The organism is Brevundimonas sp. AC546, from assembly GCF_979258305.1.
In genome coordinates this window covers 798,267-814,927 of sequence record NZ_OZ409849.1, presented here as the reverse complement: position 1 = coordinate 814,927, position 16,661 = coordinate 798,267, and the positions used below count along the sequence as shown (strand labels likewise).

General features: G+C 64.7%; 18 protein-coding genes. 11 read left to right on the top strand and 7 right to left on the bottom strand.

Annotated features, from left to right (window positions below; genetic code table 11):
- Positions 1 to 73 precede the first annotated feature (73 nt).
- Together tyrS and ACZZZD_RS04110 are read right to left on the bottom strand one after the other, a co-directional pair.
- Entirely contained in the window at positions 74 to 1,327 is a 1,254-nt protein-coding gene (gene tyrS / locus ACZZZD_RS04115; protein WP_463432890.1) for a tyrosine--tRNA ligase, read from the bottom strand.
- 329 nt (positions 1,328 to 1,656) lie between these two features.
- Positions 1,657 to 2,430 carry a LytTR family DNA-binding domain-containing protein gene (locus ACZZZD_RS04110; protein WP_463432888.1) on the bottom strand — a complete coding sequence of 258 codons (774 nt, stop codon included), beginning with the start codon at positions 2,428 to 2,430 and terminating at the stop codon, positions 1,657 to 1,659.
- A 69-nt stretch (positions 2,431 to 2,499) separates the two neighbouring features.
- Here ACZZZD_RS04110 and ACZZZD_RS04105 point away from each other — a divergent pair, with 69 nt between their 5' ends.
- The 5 genes from ACZZZD_RS04105 (at position 2,500) to ahpF (ending at position 8,049) form a co-directional block, all read left to right on the top strand.
- Entirely contained in the window at positions 2,500 to 3,915 is a 1,416-nt protein-coding gene (locus ACZZZD_RS04105) for an alpha/beta hydrolase family protein (protein WP_463432886.1), read from the top strand.
- A 30-nt stretch (positions 3,916 to 3,945) separates the two neighbouring features.
- Positions 3,946 to 4,452, top strand: a complete 507-nt coding sequence (locus ACZZZD_RS04100) for a DOMON-like domain-containing protein (RefSeq protein WP_463432884.1) — start codon at positions 3,946 to 3,948, stop codon at positions 4,450 to 4,452.
- Positions 4,449 to 5,651 carry an exo-beta-N-acetylmuramidase NamZ family protein gene (locus tag ACZZZD_RS04095; RefSeq protein ID WP_463432882.1) on the top strand — a complete coding sequence of 401 codons (1,203 nt, stop codon included), beginning with the start codon at positions 4,449 to 4,451 and terminating at the stop codon, positions 5,649 to 5,651. Before ACZZZD_RS04100 ends, ACZZZD_RS04095 begins: the two co-directional genes overlap by 4 nt.
- A 106-nt stretch (positions 5,652 to 5,757) precedes the next feature.
- Positions 5,758 to 6,321 carry an alkyl hydroperoxide reductase subunit C gene (gene ahpC / locus ACZZZD_RS04090; protein WP_463432880.1) on the top strand — a complete coding sequence of 188 codons (564 nt, stop codon included), beginning with the start codon at positions 5,758 to 5,760 and terminating at the stop codon, positions 6,319 to 6,321.
- Between the two features lie 141 nt (positions 6,322 to 6,462).
- Entirely contained in the window at positions 6,463 to 8,049 is a 1,587-nt protein-coding gene (ahpF, locus tag ACZZZD_RS04085; protein WP_463432878.1) for an alkyl hydroperoxide reductase subunit F, read from the top strand.
- A 1-nt stretch (position 8,050) separates the two neighbouring features.
- On the opposite strand, the gene ACZZZD_RS04080 is transcribed toward ahpF, so the two are convergent.
- Together ACZZZD_RS04080 and ACZZZD_RS04075 are read right to left on the bottom strand one after the other, a co-directional pair.
- Positions 8,051 to 8,329, bottom strand: a complete 279-nt coding sequence (locus tag ACZZZD_RS04080) for a hypothetical protein (protein ID WP_463432876.1) — start codon at positions 8,327 to 8,329, stop codon at positions 8,051 to 8,053.
- Positions 8,326 to 8,610: a YdeI/OmpD-associated family protein gene (locus ACZZZD_RS04075; protein ID WP_463432874.1), complete on the bottom strand. Its 285-nt coding sequence runs from the start codon at positions 8,608 to 8,610 to the stop codon at positions 8,326 to 8,328. The genes ACZZZD_RS04080 and ACZZZD_RS04075 overlap by 4 nt, the downstream gene beginning before the upstream one ends.
- A gap of 496 nt (positions 8,611 to 9,106) precedes the next feature.
- Here ACZZZD_RS04075 and ACZZZD_RS04070 point away from each other — a divergent pair, with 496 nt between their 5' ends.
- The 4 genes from ACZZZD_RS04070 to egtB all read left to right on the top strand — a co-directional run bounded on the left by ACZZZD_RS04070 (position 9,107) and on the right by egtB (position 13,367).
- Entirely contained in the window at positions 9,107 to 9,385 is a 279-nt protein-coding gene (locus ACZZZD_RS04070) for a SemiSWEET family sugar transporter (RefSeq protein ID WP_463432872.1), read from the top strand.
- An 87-nt stretch (positions 9,386 to 9,472) separates the two neighbouring features.
- Positions 9,473 to 9,778: an SCP2 sterol-binding domain-containing protein gene (locus ACZZZD_RS04065; protein WP_463432870.1), complete on the top strand. Its 306-nt coding sequence runs from the start codon at positions 9,473 to 9,475 to the stop codon at positions 9,776 to 9,778.
- A 105-nt stretch (positions 9,779 to 9,883) separates the two neighbouring features.
- The gene (locus ACZZZD_RS04060; RefSeq protein ID WP_463432868.1) at positions 9,884 to 11,095 is read left to right on the top strand and encodes an acyl-CoA dehydrogenase family protein; all 1,212 of its coding nucleotides are present in this window, start codon (positions 9,884 to 9,886) and stop codon (positions 11,093 to 11,095) included.
- A 112-nt stretch (positions 11,096 to 11,207) separates the two neighbouring features.
- On the top strand, positions 11,208 to 13,367 hold the full coding sequence (egtB, locus tag ACZZZD_RS04055) for an ergothioneine biosynthesis protein EgtB (RefSeq protein ID WP_463432866.1): 2,160 nt from the start codon (positions 11,208 to 11,210) through the stop codon (positions 13,365 to 13,367).
- A 97-nt stretch (positions 13,368 to 13,464) separates the two neighbouring features.
- On the opposite strand, the gene ACZZZD_RS04050 is transcribed toward egtB, so the two are convergent.
- Together ACZZZD_RS04050 and ACZZZD_RS04045 are read right to left on the bottom strand one after the other, a co-directional pair.
- Positions 13,465 to 13,686, bottom strand: coding sequence for a con-10 family general stress protein (locus ACZZZD_RS04050; RefSeq protein WP_159851068.1), 222 nt, complete (start codon positions 13,684 to 13,686; stop codon positions 13,465 to 13,467).
- Positions 13,687 to 13,802: 116 nt separating this feature from the next.
- A complete protein-coding gene (locus ACZZZD_RS04045) occupies positions 13,803 to 13,964 on the bottom strand; it encodes a hypothetical protein (RefSeq protein WP_463432864.1) in 162 nt (53 codons plus the stop codon).
- A gap of 101 nt (positions 13,965 to 14,065) precedes the next feature.
- On the opposite strand from ACZZZD_RS04045, the gene ACZZZD_RS04040 reads away from it, so the two are divergent.
- Positions 14,066 to 14,359, top strand: coding sequence for a hypothetical protein (locus ACZZZD_RS04040; RefSeq protein WP_463432862.1), 294 nt, complete (start codon positions 14,066 to 14,068; stop codon positions 14,357 to 14,359).
- A 17-nt stretch (positions 14,360 to 14,376) separates the two neighbouring features.
- Here the strand turns inward: ACZZZD_RS04040 and ACZZZD_RS04035 are convergent, their stop codons facing one another.
- Complete coding sequence (locus ACZZZD_RS04035) at positions 14,377 to 15,078, bottom strand: MBL fold metallo-hydrolase (protein ID WP_463432860.1); 702 nt, start codon at positions 15,076 to 15,078, stop codon at positions 14,377 to 14,379.
- 191 nt (positions 15,079 to 15,269) lie between these two features.
- Between ACZZZD_RS04035 and tig the strand changes: the two genes are divergently transcribed.
- Positions 15,270 to 16,613 carry a trigger factor gene (gene tig / locus ACZZZD_RS04030; protein ID WP_463432858.1) on the top strand — a complete coding sequence of 448 codons (1,344 nt, stop codon included), beginning with the start codon at positions 15,270 to 15,272 and terminating at the stop codon, positions 16,611 to 16,613.
- Positions 16,614 to 16,661: the final 48 nt, after the last annotated feature.

Genomic DNA, 16,661 nt, shown 5'->3' with positions numbered 1-16,661 from the left:
GCCGTGCTTTGACACTCTGGGTCTCCGCTTTCGCGGGGATGAGCGGAATGAAGATATTGCCGTGATGAGAAAATTAGAGAGGTTTGATCAGAACGATCTTCTTCTTGCCGGCCGCCAGTTTGATCACGCCGTCCTTGAGGTCGGCCTCGGACAGCAGTTGGGCGCCGTCAGAGACCGCGGCGTCGTTCAGGCGTAGGCCCCCGCCCTGAGCCAGGCGGCGGGCCTCGCCGTTGGAGGCGGTCAGGCCGGCCTTGGTGACAATGGCGGCGATCATGGCGCCGTAAACCTCGGACGATGGCAGTTCGACGGTCGGCAGGTCGGCGGAGACCTGACCCTTTTCGAAGTTGCTCTCGGCGGCGGCGCGGGCCTTGGCGGCTTCGTCGGCGCCGTGCAGCAGGGTGGTCGCGGCGTCGGCGAGGGCCTTCTTGGCGTCGTTGATGGCGGCGCCTTCCAGCGCTTCGTAGCCGGCGATCTCGTCCAGGGACAGATCGGTGAACAGACGCATGAAACGGCCGACATCCGCGTCCTCGGCGTTGCGCCAGAACTGCCAGTAGTCATAGGGGCTGAGCTGTTCGGCGTTCAACCAGATCGCGCCCTGCGCCGTCTTGCCCATCTTGCCGCCCGAGGCCGTGGTCAACAGAGGCGTGGTCAGGCCGAAGGCGGCCTTCTGGTCCACGCGCCGCACCAGGTCGACGCCCGAGGTGATGTTCCCCCATTGGTCCGAGCCGCCCATCTGCAGGGTGACCTTGTGGCTGCGGTTCAGCTCCAGGAAGTCCACCGACTGCATCAGCATGTAGTTGAACTCGAGGAAGGTCATCGGCTGTTCGCGCTCAAGGCGCAGCTTGACCGAGTTGAAGCTCAGCATGCGGTTGATGGTGAAATGGGTGCCGAAGTCGCGCAGGAACTGGATGTAGCCATAGCCCGACAGCCAGTCGTCGTTGTTGACCATGACCGCGTCGGTCGGGCCGTCGCCGAAGGTCAGGAATTTGGCGAAGACCGTCTTGATCGTATCGATGTTCGACTGGATCGCCTCTTCGGTTAGCTGGGGACGCGACGCATCCTTGCCGGTCGGGTCGCCGACCTTGGTCGTGCCGCCGCCCATCAGGACGATGGGCTTGCCGCCGGCCTGCTGGAGGCGGCGCAGCATCATGATCTGGATCAGGCTGCCAACGTGCAGCGACGGCGCCGTGGCGTCGAAACCGATGTAGCCGGGCACCACGCCTGCGGCGGCCGCCTCGTCGAGTTCGACGGGGTGGGTGATCTGATGGATGTAGCCGCGCGCCTGAAGGGTGCGGAGGAAGTCGGACTTGAAGGCTTGATCGGTCATGGCGGAGGCTCCGTTAGCAGGGATGCCGACGGGCGTCTTCCCTTTGTGAGCGTGAACAGGGTGGTGGGATATTCAGACAGTCAGTCGGAAAAACAGTGTCTGAATCGTCTGAATTGTCTGAAATCGAGGGCGGGCGAAATCGCACTGCAACGTCGAAAACAGTGCAAAGTGCAAGAAAATGCAATTCGGCGGGCCTCCCTTGGGTGTTTGACCTCCATCATAAGGCGGTTTCGAGGGGCGTCAGGGTAGGTGCCGCTGAGCCGACCCAAGTCTCTGCTTATGCAAGGCATGTCGATCGAACATGCGATGGAGAGGCGCTGAAGATGCGCCTAGAACCAGCCGGCTTCCTTGAGCGCGGCGCCATAGGTGCGGCTGACGGGGGCCGTAAGGTCGCCGGACAGGCGCATCTGGCCCACGCCGCGCCGCCAATGGACATCCTCGACCGCATCGGCCGCCACCCACCATGAACGATGCACGCGCCAACCGTGGGCCTGGGCCAGTTCGGACAGGGCGTCGGCGAAACGGAGTGTGATCAGTTCGGCGCCCGCGTCGGTGTGGACCTTCAGATAATGGTCGTGGGCCTCGACGGCGATCAGTCGGGCGCCGCGACGTTTGGCGGACAGCCTGCGCCGGAACGCAGCCTCGGCCTCAGGTAGGGGCGGGGCGATGACGGTTCGGGTCTCGATCTGCGCGGGCGTGCGCCTCCAGGCCAGAGCCCTGATCGCGATCGCGGCGAGCATGATGGGAAACACCTGCCAGAGAAGATGGCCATAGATCGGCCAGCGGGGATGTTGGTCGAAAAGGATATATTGGGTCCCCAGGACGAACAGGGTCACTGGCGGCGTGGCCAGCACCGATGCCACGGCCACGCGAATCCAGATGCTGGGGAAACGGTGACCCAGCCGGTCATCGACGGCAAAGGCGATCAGGCCGCCGCCGACCATGCAGATCGTCCAGTAGAGATAGCGGGTCTCTACAGCGGCTTCATTGGAATCGAACGGCCCGAGAAAACCCAACAGCAGGCCCATGCCGACCAGCATGGCGATGTCGATCGCCCAACGCTGCGCGGTCGTCGATCCGATGATCTTTGCGCCTCGGCTCATGCGGTCCCACTCGCGCACCCACGGCGCCGTTCGCGAAGCAGGGCCTAGCGGGCCGCTGATCGACCGGCAATGATCTTGAGCGAAACCGTCGTCATCCTGATCGGAAAATCCATGTCGAACTTCTGGCTCCCCGCCGCACTGGCCGTCATCGCATCCATCGCCGCGCTTCCGGCGACGGCGCAAGTTGCGGGGGACGATGTCGATGCGCGGCCTGATCCGGCCGCGATCTGCCATGTGGGCGTCTATCGTCTGGGCGACGGCAGTTGGGTCGATGTGGCGCCGTTGGTGAACAAGGGGCTGAGGTGGCGTCGGCTGGACGGGTCTACGGCCAAGATGATGCAGAACGCCGAGGGACGCTGGGTCAGCACCCTGGGCTCGACCACCCGCATCGAAGGTCCGCAGCCCCAGTTGGGAACCTGTGAGGAGGCCACAATCCGTTTTGAGGGGCAGATCGGGCGACGCGTGGCGCTGGAGGTGCAGGATACGACCTTCGTCGGTCAGGGTGGGACCCATCTGAACGGGCGGCTGATCCTACCGCCGGGAAACGCACCTGCGCCCATCATGGTCGAGGTGCATGGATCGGAAGGCGCCAATGCGCTGGACTTCAACGCCTTCCAGCGGTTCGCTCCGGCCTCGGGCGTGGGAGTGTTCGTATACGCCAAGCGGGGATCTGGCGGGTCTGAGGGGCGCTACACCCAGGATTTCCATGTTCTGGCGGAGGATGCGGCGGCAGCGGTTGTCGAGGCGCGTCGGCTAGCGGGGGCGCGCGCCGGTCGGGTTGGTCTTCATGGGGGCAGTCAGGGCGGTTGGGTGGCGCCGCTGGCCGCGAGCCAGACGCCGGTCAATTTCGTCATCGTCGGCTTCGGCCTGGCCTATGGGGCGCTGGCCGAAGACAGCGACCAGGTCATGCTGGACCTCAAGGCCAAGGGATGGGGAGCTGAGATTCTGGCCGAGGCGCGTGAGATTACCGATGTGACCGGGGCCTTCATCGCCTCGCACGGGAGCGTGGGCTTCGGCGGTCTGGAGGCGATGCGGGCGAAGTATGGCGCCGAGCCCTGGTTCGCGGACATCAAGGGCGAGTTCACGGGGTTTCTGCTGACGACCTCCAATGAGAAGATCACCGCCATGGCGTCGGTGATGGATGCCGGAACGTCGTGGGATTACGATCCTCTGCCCGTGTTGAGCACCCTGGACACGCCCATGCTGTGGATCCAGGCGGAAAAGGACACCGGCGCGCCGCCGGAGGCCACGCGCCAAAGGCTGATCGATCTGGCGGCGCAGGGGCGGCCGATCACTCTGCTGGAATATCCGGACACCGAACACGGCATCGTCCGGTTCGAGACGGCGCCGGACGGCAAGCGCACGTCGATCGGCTATGCCCCTGGCTATTATCAGGCTGTGCTGGATTGGGCGCGGACGGGGCGGCTGTATGGCGCGTATGGCGATGGCCGCATTTTGACGCGGAGGGCGCCGCAGGCCCGTTGACCGTCTGTCGGGGTGCGATACGAAGGCGGGATGCGTCTGCCCCTGATCCCGCACCCGATTTCGCCCCACGCCGGGCTGACGCTGGAGGTCGAGGCGCGGCGAGCGGGGCGGGTGTTGAGCCTGGAGTTTGTGCTGGCCGGGTCGGTCGAACGGGTGCGTTGGCCGCAGGCGGCGGGGCGGGAGCGGACGGACGGGCTGTGGCAGGCGACCTGTTTCGAGGCGTTCGTGCGGACGGCGGGGGGCTATGTCGAATACAATCTGTCGCCGTCCGGGGCGTGGGCGGCCTATCGGTTCGACGGCTATCGCGAGGGGATGAGGGGGCTGGAGATGCCGGCGCCCTTCATCGTCACGCGGATGGCGCAGGGGCGGTTCGTGCTGACGGCGGACGTGACCCTGGCTGACGATGCAGGCGAGGCTGTGGGACTGACGGCGGTGATCGAGAGTTTTGATGGGACGATCGCCTATTGGGCCTTGGCGCATCCGTCGGATAAGCCGGACTTTCATCATCCCGACTCGTTCGCGCTGGACCTGACATGAACTTCGGCCTCGACCGCCTTTTGTCCGACGCCGCCCTGAGGGCGCAGTTGAAGGGGCGGCGCGTGGCGTTGCTGGCCCATCCGGCGTCGGTGACCAAGGATTTGACCCATGCGGTCGATGCGCTGGCCGCCTGTTCCGAGATCACGCTGAGCGCCGCCTTCGGGCCGCAGCACGGGATGAAGGGCGACCTTCAGGACAACATGATGGAGAGCCCGGATTATCGCGATCCGGTCCACGGCTTCCCCGTCTTCAGCCTGTATGGCGAGGTGCGTCGTCCGACCGAGGCGTCGATGGAGACCTTCGACGTCATCCTGATCGATCTGCAGGACTTGGGCTGCCGCATCTATACCTATGTGACGACGCTTCTGTATGTGCTGGAGGCGGCGGCGAAGCACGGCAAGGCGGTGTGGGTGCTGGATCGGCCCAATCCTGCGGGGCGGCCGGTCGAGGGGCAGACGCTCCTGGCCGGCTGGGAGAGCTTCGTCGGGGCCGGGCCGATGCCGATGCGGCACGGGATGACGATGGGCGAACTGGGCCTGTGGTTCATCGACCAGTTCAAGCTGGATGTGGATTACCGGGTCGTGGAGATGCAGGGCTGGGCGCCGGAACAGGGGCCGGGCTTCGGTTGGCCGCTGGGCGAACGGGCGTGGATCAACCCCAGCCCGAATGCGCCGAACCTGTCGATGGCGCGGGCCTACGCCGGCACGGTCATGCTGGAGGGGGCGACCCTGTCGGAAGGGCGCGGCACGACGAGGCCGCTGGAGCTGTTTGGGGCGCCGGACATTGATGCGCGGGCGGTGATCGCCGAGATGCAGAAGTTGGCGCCCGATTGGCTGAAGGGCTGCATCCTGCGCGACATGTGGTTCGAGCCGACCTTCCATAAGCATGTCGGCCAGCTTTGCAGCGGGGTGCAGCTCCATGTGGACCAGCCGACCTACGACCATGCGGCCTTTAAGCCGTGGCGGGTGCAGGCGCTGGGGTTCAAGGCGATCCGCCGGCTGTATTCAGACTACGACCTGTGGCGGGATTTTCCGTACGAATATGCGTTCGGGAAACTGCCCATCGACGTGATCAACGGCGGGCCGGGCCTGCGGGAATGGGTGGACGACACGGGCGCGACGCCGGCTGATCTGGACGCGGCGACGACGCCGGACGAGGCGGCTTGGGAAGAGACGCGACGGCCGTTCCTGCTGTATTGAGGCTATAACCAAAATCTATTGTGCATCTGCAAATAAGTGATTGGGCTTATTTGTTGCGGTGCGGTAGGGAGAGGGTCTCCCAACCACCCTGCAATGGATTTTCCGCATGGCCCTGATCAACACGACCATCAAACCCTTCACGGCCGAGGCCTACAAGAACGGCAAGTTCCTGACGGTCACGGACGCCGACGTGGCGGGCAAGTGGGCGATCTTCTTCTTCTATCCGGCCGACTTCACCTTCGTGTGCCCGACCGAGCTGGAAGACCTGGCCGATCACTATGAGGCGTTCCAGAAGCTGGGCGTCGAGATCTATTCGGTGTCGACCGACACCCACTTCTCGCACAAGGCCTGGCACGACTCGTCGCCGGCCATCGGCAAGATCAACTACACCATGCTGGGCGACCCCTCGGGCCAGGTGACCAACAACTTCGACGCCATGCGTCCGGGCGTGGGCCTGGCAGACCGTTCGACCTTCCTGGTCGATCCGGACGGGGTGATCCAGTTCACCGAGACCACGTCGGAAGGCATCGGCCGCAACGCCGCCGAACTGCTGCGCAAGGTCAAGGCCGCGCAATATGTGCGCTCGCACCCGGGTGAAGTCTGCCCGGCCAAGTGGGAAGAAGGCGAGGCCACCCTGGCGCCGTCGCTCGACCTCGTCGGCAAGATCTAAGACTGAACGACGCCTATCGGGTCCGGCCTTCGGGTCGGACCCACCCGGCGCCCCATGTCTCGGGGGCCGGACCTTTCGCGCAAGCCTCGCCGGGATCGGCTCGAAGGCCGCGCGCCACCCCTGAAATTCGAGGACTGCTCCATGCTGGACGCCAATCTGAAATCTCAGCTCGAGGGCTATCTCAAGAACATCGTCCATCCGGTCGAACTGGTCGCCTCGTTGGGCGCGGGGCCCAAGTCGATCGAGCTGAAGAGCCTGCTGGAGGAGATCGTCTCGGTCTCGCACGGCAAGGTCGAGATGGGCCGCGACTATGACGACGAGCGCCAGCCCAGCTTCCTGATCCGCAGGAAGGGCACCGACATCGGCGTGCGGTTCGCCGGCATTCCACTGGGCCACGAGTTCACCTCGCTGGTGCTGGCCCTGCTGCACGTCGGCGGTCATCCGTCCAAGGCGGCGCAGGAGGTGATCCAGCAGATCAAGGACCTGGACGGCGACTATGTGTTCGAGACCTATTTCTCGCTGTCGTGCCAGAACTGCCCCGACGTGGTGCAGGCGCTGAACCTGATGAGCGTCATCAACCCGCGTATCAAACACGTCGCCATCGAGGGCGGTCTGTTCAAGGACGAGGTGGACGCGCGCAAGATCATGGCCGTGCCGACGGTCTTCCTGAACGGCGAACTGTTTGGTCAGGGCCGGATGGAGCTGGAGCAGATCGTCGCCAAGATCGACAGTGGCGCCGACGCCCGCGCGGCCGAGAAGATCAGGACCAAGGCGCCGTTCGACGTTCTGGTGATCGGTGGCGGGCCTGCCGGGGCGGCGGCGGCCATCTATACCGCCCGCAAGGGCATCCGCACGGGCATCGCGGCCGAGCGGTTCGGCGGCCAGGTGCTGGACACCATGTCGATCGAGAACTTCATCTCGGTGCCGCATACCGAGGGGCCGAAACTGGCCGCCCATCTGGAACAGCACGTCCGCGAATATGAGGTGGACCTGATGAACCTGCAGAAGGCCGCCAAGCTGGTGCCGTCCAAAGTTCCGGGCGGACTGCACGAGGTGGTGCTGGAAAACGGCGCCAGCCTGAAGTCGCGCACCGTCATCCTGTCCACCGGCGCGCGCTGGCGCCAGATGAACGTGCCGGGCGAGGACCAGTACAAGAACAAGGGCGTCGCCTATTGCCCGCACTGCGACGGGCCGCTGTTCAAGGGCAAGCGGGTGGCAGTGATCGGCGGCGGCAACTCGGGCGTCGAGGCGGCCATCGACCTGGCGGGCATCGTGGCCCATGTCACCCTGATCGAATACGACAGCGAACTGCGGGCCGATGCGGTGCTGCAGAGGAAGCTGGCGACCCTGCCGAACGTGCGGATCGTCACATCGGCCCTGACCACCGAGGTTCACGGCGATGGCGAGAAGGTGACGGGCCTGTCCTACAAGGACCGCAACTCCGACGCCCACCACGACGTCGACCTGGAAGGCGTCTTCGTCCAAATCGGCCTGGTGCCGAATACAGAATGGCTGCGCGGCGCGGTGGGCCTGACCCAGCGCGGCGAGATCGAGGTGGATCATCGCGGCGAGACCTCGCAGCCCGGCATCTTCGCGGCCGGCGACGTGACGACCGTGCCCTACAAACAGATCGTCATCGCCATGGGTGAGGGATCGAAGGCGGGTCTGTCGGCCTTCGACTACATGATCCGCACCGAACCGGCGCAAGAGGTCGTCGAGGCGGCGTAACCTATCCGGGCCGTGCGAACGCGCTTCGCACGGCCCGCACGATCTCGACCAGGATCGCCCAGGCCAGGGTGAAGACGAAATAGACCCAGCGCGCCGCAAGCACGATCAGCAGCGGAACCGCCCACAGCACGGCCCAGACGTAGTAGGGCAGGTCGGAATGGGTGACGGCGCGCAGGATCAGCGCGACCACGAACATGGGCAAGGTCAGCAGCAGGTAATGCCAGAAGCTCACCCTGCGCATAAGGCGGAGCAGGGCGTGGCCGCCTTCAGCCTGCGTCACAGCTTGTCTTGCGCCGGCTGTTGCGCCTGGCGATGCGGGCATCCGGGCCAGCAGCATGGGCGGCGCTTGCCTTCCTGAAGGCTGGAGCCGCCCCAGTGGATCCGCTTGCGCCTTGTCTCCTGCTTTTTTGCGGACTCGACCCAGCAGATCCATTCGTTGCGGGCCAGCGGCGTAATGTCCGTCCAGGTCGCCAAGGCGACCGGATTGGCCGTCAGCGCCGCTCGCAGGTCGTCAGGCAGATCGTGCACGACCCCGCCAGGGATGTTCGTCTCGTCGGACATATCTGTTTGTCGCAGTGGAAAGGCGGATCGGCAACCTCAGCCTATAAACCGTCGCGCGAGGCTGACGCCGAACTCGACGCCGAACTCGACGTCGGGGCTGTCGTCGTTCAGGCCGAGGCCAGCGGCCTCGATCGAGAATGCAGGTCGGCGTGCCCTTGCCGGGGGCGGTCGGCGCAGAAGTCGCGTTCAATCGGCGGCTGGGGATGAGCCAGGGCGGCAGTTGAAAAGGCGAGCGTCGAGGTGATCAGGACGACGGACAGGAGGGGCGTATGGCGCTCTTGAAACGGCGATCGCCCGATCATGCCGCTGACGCCTTGACCGCGCATGTCACTGCAGCTGGAGCCGCCCTGAAACGCGGCGATGCAGCAGGCGCAGCGGCATTCATGGCCATTTGACAATCACCTCCTCAATCCGGAAGTTGGACCACCCAATCCGCCATCAGCGAGCTGACGCCCTTGTCCCCCGCCCGTGACACCAGCGATCGACGGATCGCCCCGTGAGCGATCTGATCGCCAATGTCGTCGGCTCGGCGGCGGCCGTGTGCTCGATCACCAGTTTCGCCCCCCAGGCGATCAAGATCTGGAAGGAGCGGGATGCGTCGTCGGTCAGTCTGAAGACCTATTCGCTGACTGTGACCTGTTTCGTTCTGTGGGTAATCTACGGCGTGATGACCCAGGCGTGGCCCGTGACGGTTGCCAACGCCTGCGCCCTGGTCATGGCGTCGTGCGTTCTGGCCATGAAGTGGCGCTTTCGGGACGGCGATCCGGAGAAGTGACGCGAGCTTTACCCGACGTGATCTTGGCGCCCTCGTCGATGCGGGCTAACCCGTAGTTCACAACGTCCTTTTAGGGAGACGCCCCCAATGCCCGATCTCGCACAAGTCACCGAACACATCCGCGGCGCCGTCGGCGACGACTCCGGCCTCGGCAAGACCGTCAAGCTCGACCTCGGCGACGAGGGCAAGATTTTCATCGACGGCGCTTCGACGCCGAACACGGTGACGAACGAAGACAAGCCCGCCGACGCCACCGTCTCGATGAAGTGGGATGACTTCATGGCCCTGTCGGAAGGCAAGCTGGATCCGATGATGGCCTTCATGCAGGGCAAGCTGAAGATCGCCGGCGATATGATGATCGCTCAGAAGCTGGCTCCGCTGCTGAAGCGCTGATGCCGGTCTGAACGACCAGTTATGGCGGCGCGGCTCCTGATCGGGGCCGCGCCGTTTTCGTATCGAGCGCCCGGCAGAGGCGCGAACGGGACAGAGGATAACGCCATGGACTTCAAACATTCCGACCGCGCGCTGGAGTGGCACGCCCGGGTCCGCCGCTTCCTGGACGAACAGGTGGTCCCGCGCGAGGCCGAGTATTTCGCCCAGGTGCGCGAAGATTCGACCCGACAGCCGCCGGTCATGGAGGCGATGAAGGCCGCCGCACGCGAGGCCGGGCTGTGGAACATGTTCCTGCCGGGCGAGCACGGTGCGGGCCTGACCAACCTCGATTATGCGCCCCTGGCCGAGATGATGGGCGCCCATCTGTGGTCGGCGGAGGTGTTCAACTGCAACGCCCCCGACACCGGCAATATGGAAGTCCTGCACATGTACGGCGACGCCGCCCAGCAGGAGCGGTGGCTGAAGCCTCTGATGGCGGGCGAAATCCGCTCGGCTTTCCTGATGACCGAACCCGAGGTCGCCTCGTCCGACGCGACCAATATCCAGACCCGGATCGAGCGCGACGGCGACCACTATGTCATCAACGGCCGCAAATGGTGGTCGACCAATATGGGCCACCCGAACGTCGCCATGACCATCGTCATGGGCAAGACCGATTTCGACGCCGCCGCCCACGCCCAGCAGTCACAGGTGATCGTGCCCGTGGACACCCCCGGGTTCCGCGTCGAGCGGATGCTGTCGGTGTTCGGCTATGACGAAAAGCCGATCGGCCACGCCGAGGTGGTGCTCGAGAACGTGCGGGTGCCGATCGAGAACCTGATCGCCGGCGAGGGCCGTGGGTTCGAGATCGCGCAGGGGCGGCTTGGTCCGGGTCGCATCCACCACTGTATGCGCGTGATCGGGGCGGCGGAACGGGCGCTGGAGCTGATGGTCGTGCGGCTGCTGAACCGGACGGCGTTCAAAAAGCAACTGGCCGAACATTCGATATGGGAACAGCGCGTCGCCGAAGCCCGCACCAATATCGAGATGTGCCGTATGCTGGTTCTGAAGGCCGCTTGGATGATGGATCAGGCGGGAGCCAAGAACGCCCGTTCCGAGATCGCGCAGATCAAGGTCGCGGCCCCGAAGATGGCCTTGCAGATCATCGACGACGCCATCCAGGCGTTCGGCGGGGCCGGCGTCTCGGGCGATACGCCCCTGGCCGAGCTTTATGCCGGGGTGCGTACGCTTCGTATCGCCGACGGCCCGGACGAGGTCCACAACCGCACCATCGCGCGGTTGGAATATGCAAGACATGGCGGGCGGCCGGTGCGCTGAATACGGCCGGTTTATAAGCCCAAACCGTTGGGAACCCTGACCTTCGGCCGACGTTCGGTGTTCATGACGACGAGACGCGCGGTCAGGGTCGTGGGGCGACGGAACGGCTGATATGAATGCTCGCTTCGAGCCCGATACGCGCGCAGCGTCCGATGTGGCGCGATTCAGGGCCGTGCGTACGGTCATGGCCGACCTGGCCAAGGGCCTGTCTGCAGAGGATCTATCGGCCCAGTCGATGGTCGATTGCAGTCCCGGCAAATGGCACCTGGGCCACACCAGTTGGTTCTTCGAGGCGATGATCCTGTCGGCCGACCCGGAATATCGGCCCGTCGATCCGCGCTTCCAGCAGTTGTTCAACTCCTACTACGAGGCGCTAGGCGAGCGGGTGCCGCGCGACCAGCGCGGGCTGATGACCCGGCCGTCCGTGGACGAGGTGCTGGCCTATCGCCGCGAGATCGACCGGCGAATGGCCGCCTGGTTGGCGCAGGGGCCGTCGAGCGGTCAGCAGCGGTATCTGTTCGAACTGGGCCTGCATCACGACCAGCAGCATCAGGAGCTGTTCCTGATGGACATGCTGAACCTGATGTCGCGCTCGCCGCTGGACCCGGCCGCTTATGCAGTCGAACCTCGCAATGCGCCGGTTCAGGCCAGGCGGGGCGGCATGGTGGCGTTCGACGCTGGTCTGGTGTCGATCGGTCATGGCGGCGCCGGCTTCGCGTTCGACAATGAGGGGCCGAGCCATCGGGTCTGGCTGGAGCCGTTCGCCCTGGCCGCCGATCTGGTGACGAACGGCGACTGGATCAGGTTCATCGAGGACGGGGGTTACAGCCGGGCTGACCTGTGGCTGTCGGACGGTTGGGCGACGGTAAAGGCCGAGAGCTGGACAGCGCCGCTGTATTGGCGCTGCGACGATGGCGACTGGACGGTCATGAGCCTGACGGGGCGTAACTCGGTCGATCCCACCACGCCCGTTCGACACATCAGCTTCTATGAGGCCGACGCCTTTGCGCGGTGGGCCGGCAAGCGGCTGCCGTCCGAGGCGGAATGGGAACATGCGGCGACGATTGCGCCCGATGACTTCTCGAACTTGTCGGGCGAGGTCTGGCAGTGGACATCCAGCGCCTACGCCCCATATCCCGGCTTCCAGCCGACGCCCGGCACGGCCGCCGAGTACAACGGCAAGTTCATGGCCAATCAGATGGTGCTGCGCGGCGGCGCCTTCGCCACGCCTGAAGGGCACAGCCGCGTCACCTATCGCAATTTCTACTATCCCCAACAGAGGTGGGCCTTCATGGGTTTGAGACTGGCCGAAGACGTCCCGCAGAGGCGAGCCGCGCCGACGGACGACGCCCAGACCAACGCCTTCCGGCAGGATATGGTCGAGGGCCTGTCGCGCGATCAGAAGGCCGTACCGCCCAAATGGTTCTATGACGCCGAAGGGTCGCGCCTGTTCGAGGACATCACGGCCCTGCCTGAATATTATCCGACGCGGCAGGAGACGGCGCTGTTGCGTGAAAGCGCCGCCGCCCTGACCGCCGATTTTGGACCGGACGCCGTGCTGGTGGAGTTTGGGTCCGGGGCCAGCGAGAAGACCCGTATCCTGCTGGATGCCTTGCCTGACCTGGGCGCCTATGTGCCGCTGGACATCAGCGAGACGGCGCTGCTGGACGCCGCGATCCGAATTCGTTCGGACTATCCAGGACTGAGGGTTCAGCCCGTGTTGGGTGATTTCGAACATCTGGCGCCCTTGCCGGACGACTTGCCGCGCGGACGGCGCATCGGTTTCTTCCCCGGTTCGACCATCGGCAATCTGCAACCGGCTGAAGCCGAGCGGTTCCTTGCGACGGCGCGACGGATGCTGGGGGAGGGAGCGCTGTTCATCCTTGGGGTCGATCTGGTGAAGGATCCGGCAATCCTGGTCGCCGCCTATGATGACAGCCAGGGCGTGACCGCCGCCTTCAATCGCAATCTGCTGGTTCGCGCCAACGCCGAACTGGAGGCCGATTTCGATCTGGACGCCTTTACGCACCGCGCAGTGTGGAACTCGGAGGCGTCGCGGATGGAGATGCATCTGCAGGCTGTCACCCCGACGACCGTCCACATCGGCGATCAGACGTTCCGCTTCATGAGCGGCGAGACGATCCATACCGAAAGCTCGCGCAAGTTCACGCCCGATACGGTCGAAGCCATGGCGAAAGCATCCGGATGGTCCGTGGTTCGTATCGACGTGTCGCCCGAGCCCAGCGTGGCTCTCGCTCTGCTCAAGGCCTGAATGGGCCTGGGCGTCGCACCGTGCGACGCCCGAGACGCAAAGAAAAAGGGCGGCGCGTCGATGACGGGCCGCCCTTATTTTATATCGCATCAGCGGATTATTCGCCGTCGGGCGTGTCCGCGTCTTTCTTGGTTCCGTGCGAGGCTTCTCCGCCTTTGCGGCCGGCCTGTGCGGCGAGGCTGCGATCCTGGGAGAAGCTTCGTTTCTCGCTGGGGACGCTGGCGCCCCCTTTGCGCGCGATTTCACGCTGACGTTCGGGGTCCATGGAGGCAAAACCTCGCTTGGAAACGCCGGAGGGTCGTGTGGGCTGGCTGTCCATCGGGGTCCTTTCACTGCTGCCGTTGCGCTTGCTGAAGTGAACCCTGTGACTCGGTGACGGTTCCGTTCGGAACCCTGTTTTACTGTCACGCCCCTGAACGTCTTCGTGGTTTGACTTCAGCCAGCGCCGTAAGGACGGGAATCACCTTCGTCGCCCCCGCCGGGTTCCATGGGCGGAACTTCGTCAGGGCTGTCGGAGGGCTGGATTTCCGGCTGGGGCGTGGGGTCGGGCTGGATTTCGGGTTGCGGCGTGGTCGGCGTGGGTTCGACATAGGTCATGATGGTCTCCTTTGCGGGAATCCAACGCGGGGTCGCCGCTGTCGTTCAAAGCGGAACCGCAGGTCGCCACGCCGGTTTGTTCTGCGAACCCGGAGACAGACATGACCAACACCCCCATCACTTCGCCCTCGCCTGACGATATCGTCCTGGAGGACGACGACCTGACCCAGCGGCTGGATAGGGAAGCCGACGCCATCCTGGCTGGGGGCGAAGGCCGCAGCTTCGGCGAAACGACCTCAATCCGTCAGGCCGTGCGTGAAGACGCCGGGCTGGTGCGTGAAAAGATCTCGGGCCGTGTGCATCGCGTCCAGGAAGACATTCAGGACAGCCCGATGAAGGCGACACTGTATGCCTTGGGCATTGGCGTGATCATCGGCATGATCCTGCGCCGCTGATCCAAGCGACCGTTTTTTTAGGCAGGCCCCGTCGGCTCACGCTGGATCGGGGCCTGTCGCAATGCAGCGTCCGAGACGAACGGATTGTTGCGGCGTTCCTCGCCAAAGGTCGAGATTGGCCCATGCCCCGGCACGAAGGTCACGTCGTCGCCCAGCGGCCACAGCTTTTCGATTACCGACCGGATCAGGGCCGGCGGATCGCTCATGGGGAAGTCGGTGCGGCCGACGGATCCTTTGAACAGGACGTCGCCGACCTGAGCGAATCGCGCCGCTCGATTGAAGAAGATGACGTGGCCGGGCGTATGGCCGGGGCAGTGACGCACTTCCCATGTGGTTTCGCCCAACGACGCCGTGTCGCCGCCCTCCAACCAGCGATCAGGGGTGAACGGACGGGCGTCGGGCAGGCCGTACATCCGGCCGCTCTCCACGATCCGGTCGATCCAGAACTGATCGGCCTTCTGCGGGCCGGTGATCTGAACCCCGGTCTTCTCCTGCATCTCGGCCGCGCCGCCCGCATGGTCCAGGTGGCCGTGGGTGATCCAGATCTGGTCCAGCGTCAGGCCGCGCCGCGAAACTTCGCCCAGAATCGCATCGACAGAGCCACCCGGATCGATCACGGCCGCCTTGTTGGTGGCGGTGCACCAGACGGTGGTGCAGTTCTGCTGAAGCGGGGTGACGGGCGTGACGAAGACGCCGATGGGGGAGGCGGGTTGGCTCATATGGCCAACATAACCATGCCTGAGCCGCGAAACCACCGGTCGCGACCACGCCCGCGTTGACCTTTGGGGCCCTTCTCGACATAAGGGCGGGCTTCGAGGCGCCGCTCCTAACGGGGCGGCCTTCTTGCTTTATCCATTCCGCGCCGGCCGTCCTTAAGGCCCATGCGCCACAGAGCGTCAGAATCTCCGCCATGCAAGTCGTCGAAAAGTCGAACGAAGGCCTCAGCCGCGTGATCGCGGTCACCATTCCCGTCGCGGAGCTGAATGAGAAGCTCGAAGCCCGCGTCAAGGAAGTCGCCCCGCAGGTGAAGCTGAAGGGCTTCCGTCCGGGCAAGGTGCCGGTCGCCCACGTCAAGAAGACCTTCGGCCGTGAGTTCATGGGCGAGATCATCAACGCCGAGCTGAACGAATCCAGCCAGAAGGCTCTGGACGAGGCCAAGGTCCGTCCGGCCGCTCCGGCCGAGATGAAGCTGACGTCCGACATGGACAAGGTCATCGCCGGTCAGGAAGACCTGTCCTATGAAATGGCCCTGGAAATCATGCCGGACTTCACCCCGGTCGATCCCAAGACCCTGAAGCTGGAACGCCCGACCTATGAAGCGTCGGACGCCGATCTGGACGAAGCCCTGACGGAGCTGGCCGGTCAGGCCAAGACCTACGAAGACAAGAAGGGCAAGACCGCCAAGGCTGCCGAAGGCGACCAACTGACGATCGACTTCCTGGGCAAGCTGGACGGCGAGCCTTTCGAAGGCGGCGCCGCCGAGGACGCGGACCTGGTGATCGGCTCGGGCCGCTTCATCCCCGGCTTCGAAGAGCAGCTGACGGGCGCCAAGGTCGGTGAAGAAAAGACCATCGAGGTCACCTTCCCCGCAGAATATCAGGCCGCGCACCTAGCCGGTAAGCTGGCGACATTCGACGTCAAGGTGAAGGCCATCAAGGCCGAAGCCGAAGCCAAGATCGACGAAGAGTTCGCCACCCGCATCGGCCTGGAATCGCTGGATAAGCTGAAGGAACTGCTGAGCCAGAACCTGAACCAGCAGTACGCCGGCGCCGCCCGCTTCAAGCTGAAGCGCGCCCTGCTGGACCAACTGGACGAAGCCCACGACTTCCCGCTGCCGCCGAAGATGGTGGACGCCGAGTTCGAGGGCATCTGGCAACAGGTCGAGGCCGACAAGACCGCCGGCCGCCTGCCGGAAGAAGACGCCGCCAAGTCGGACGAGGACCTGAAGGCCGAATACCGTAAGATCGCCGAGCGCCGCGTCCGTCTGGGCCTGGTGCTGGCCGAGATCGGTCGCGCCAACAACGTTCAGGTCACCGACCAGGAGCTGAACGCCGCCATCCTGCAGGAAGCCCGCAACTATCCGGGCCAGGAACAGGCCGTGCTGAACTTCTACCGCCAGAACCCCAACGCCGCCGCCCAGATGCGCGCCCCTATCTATGAAGAGAAGGTCGTCGACCTGATCGTGGGCGTCGCCGACGTGACCGACAAGCCGATCACGAAGGAAGAGCTGCTGAAGGAAGACGAAGAGGGCTAAATCTTCGCTTACGGAAGTGTAACTGTTTCGTCGCTTATTGAGCGGCTA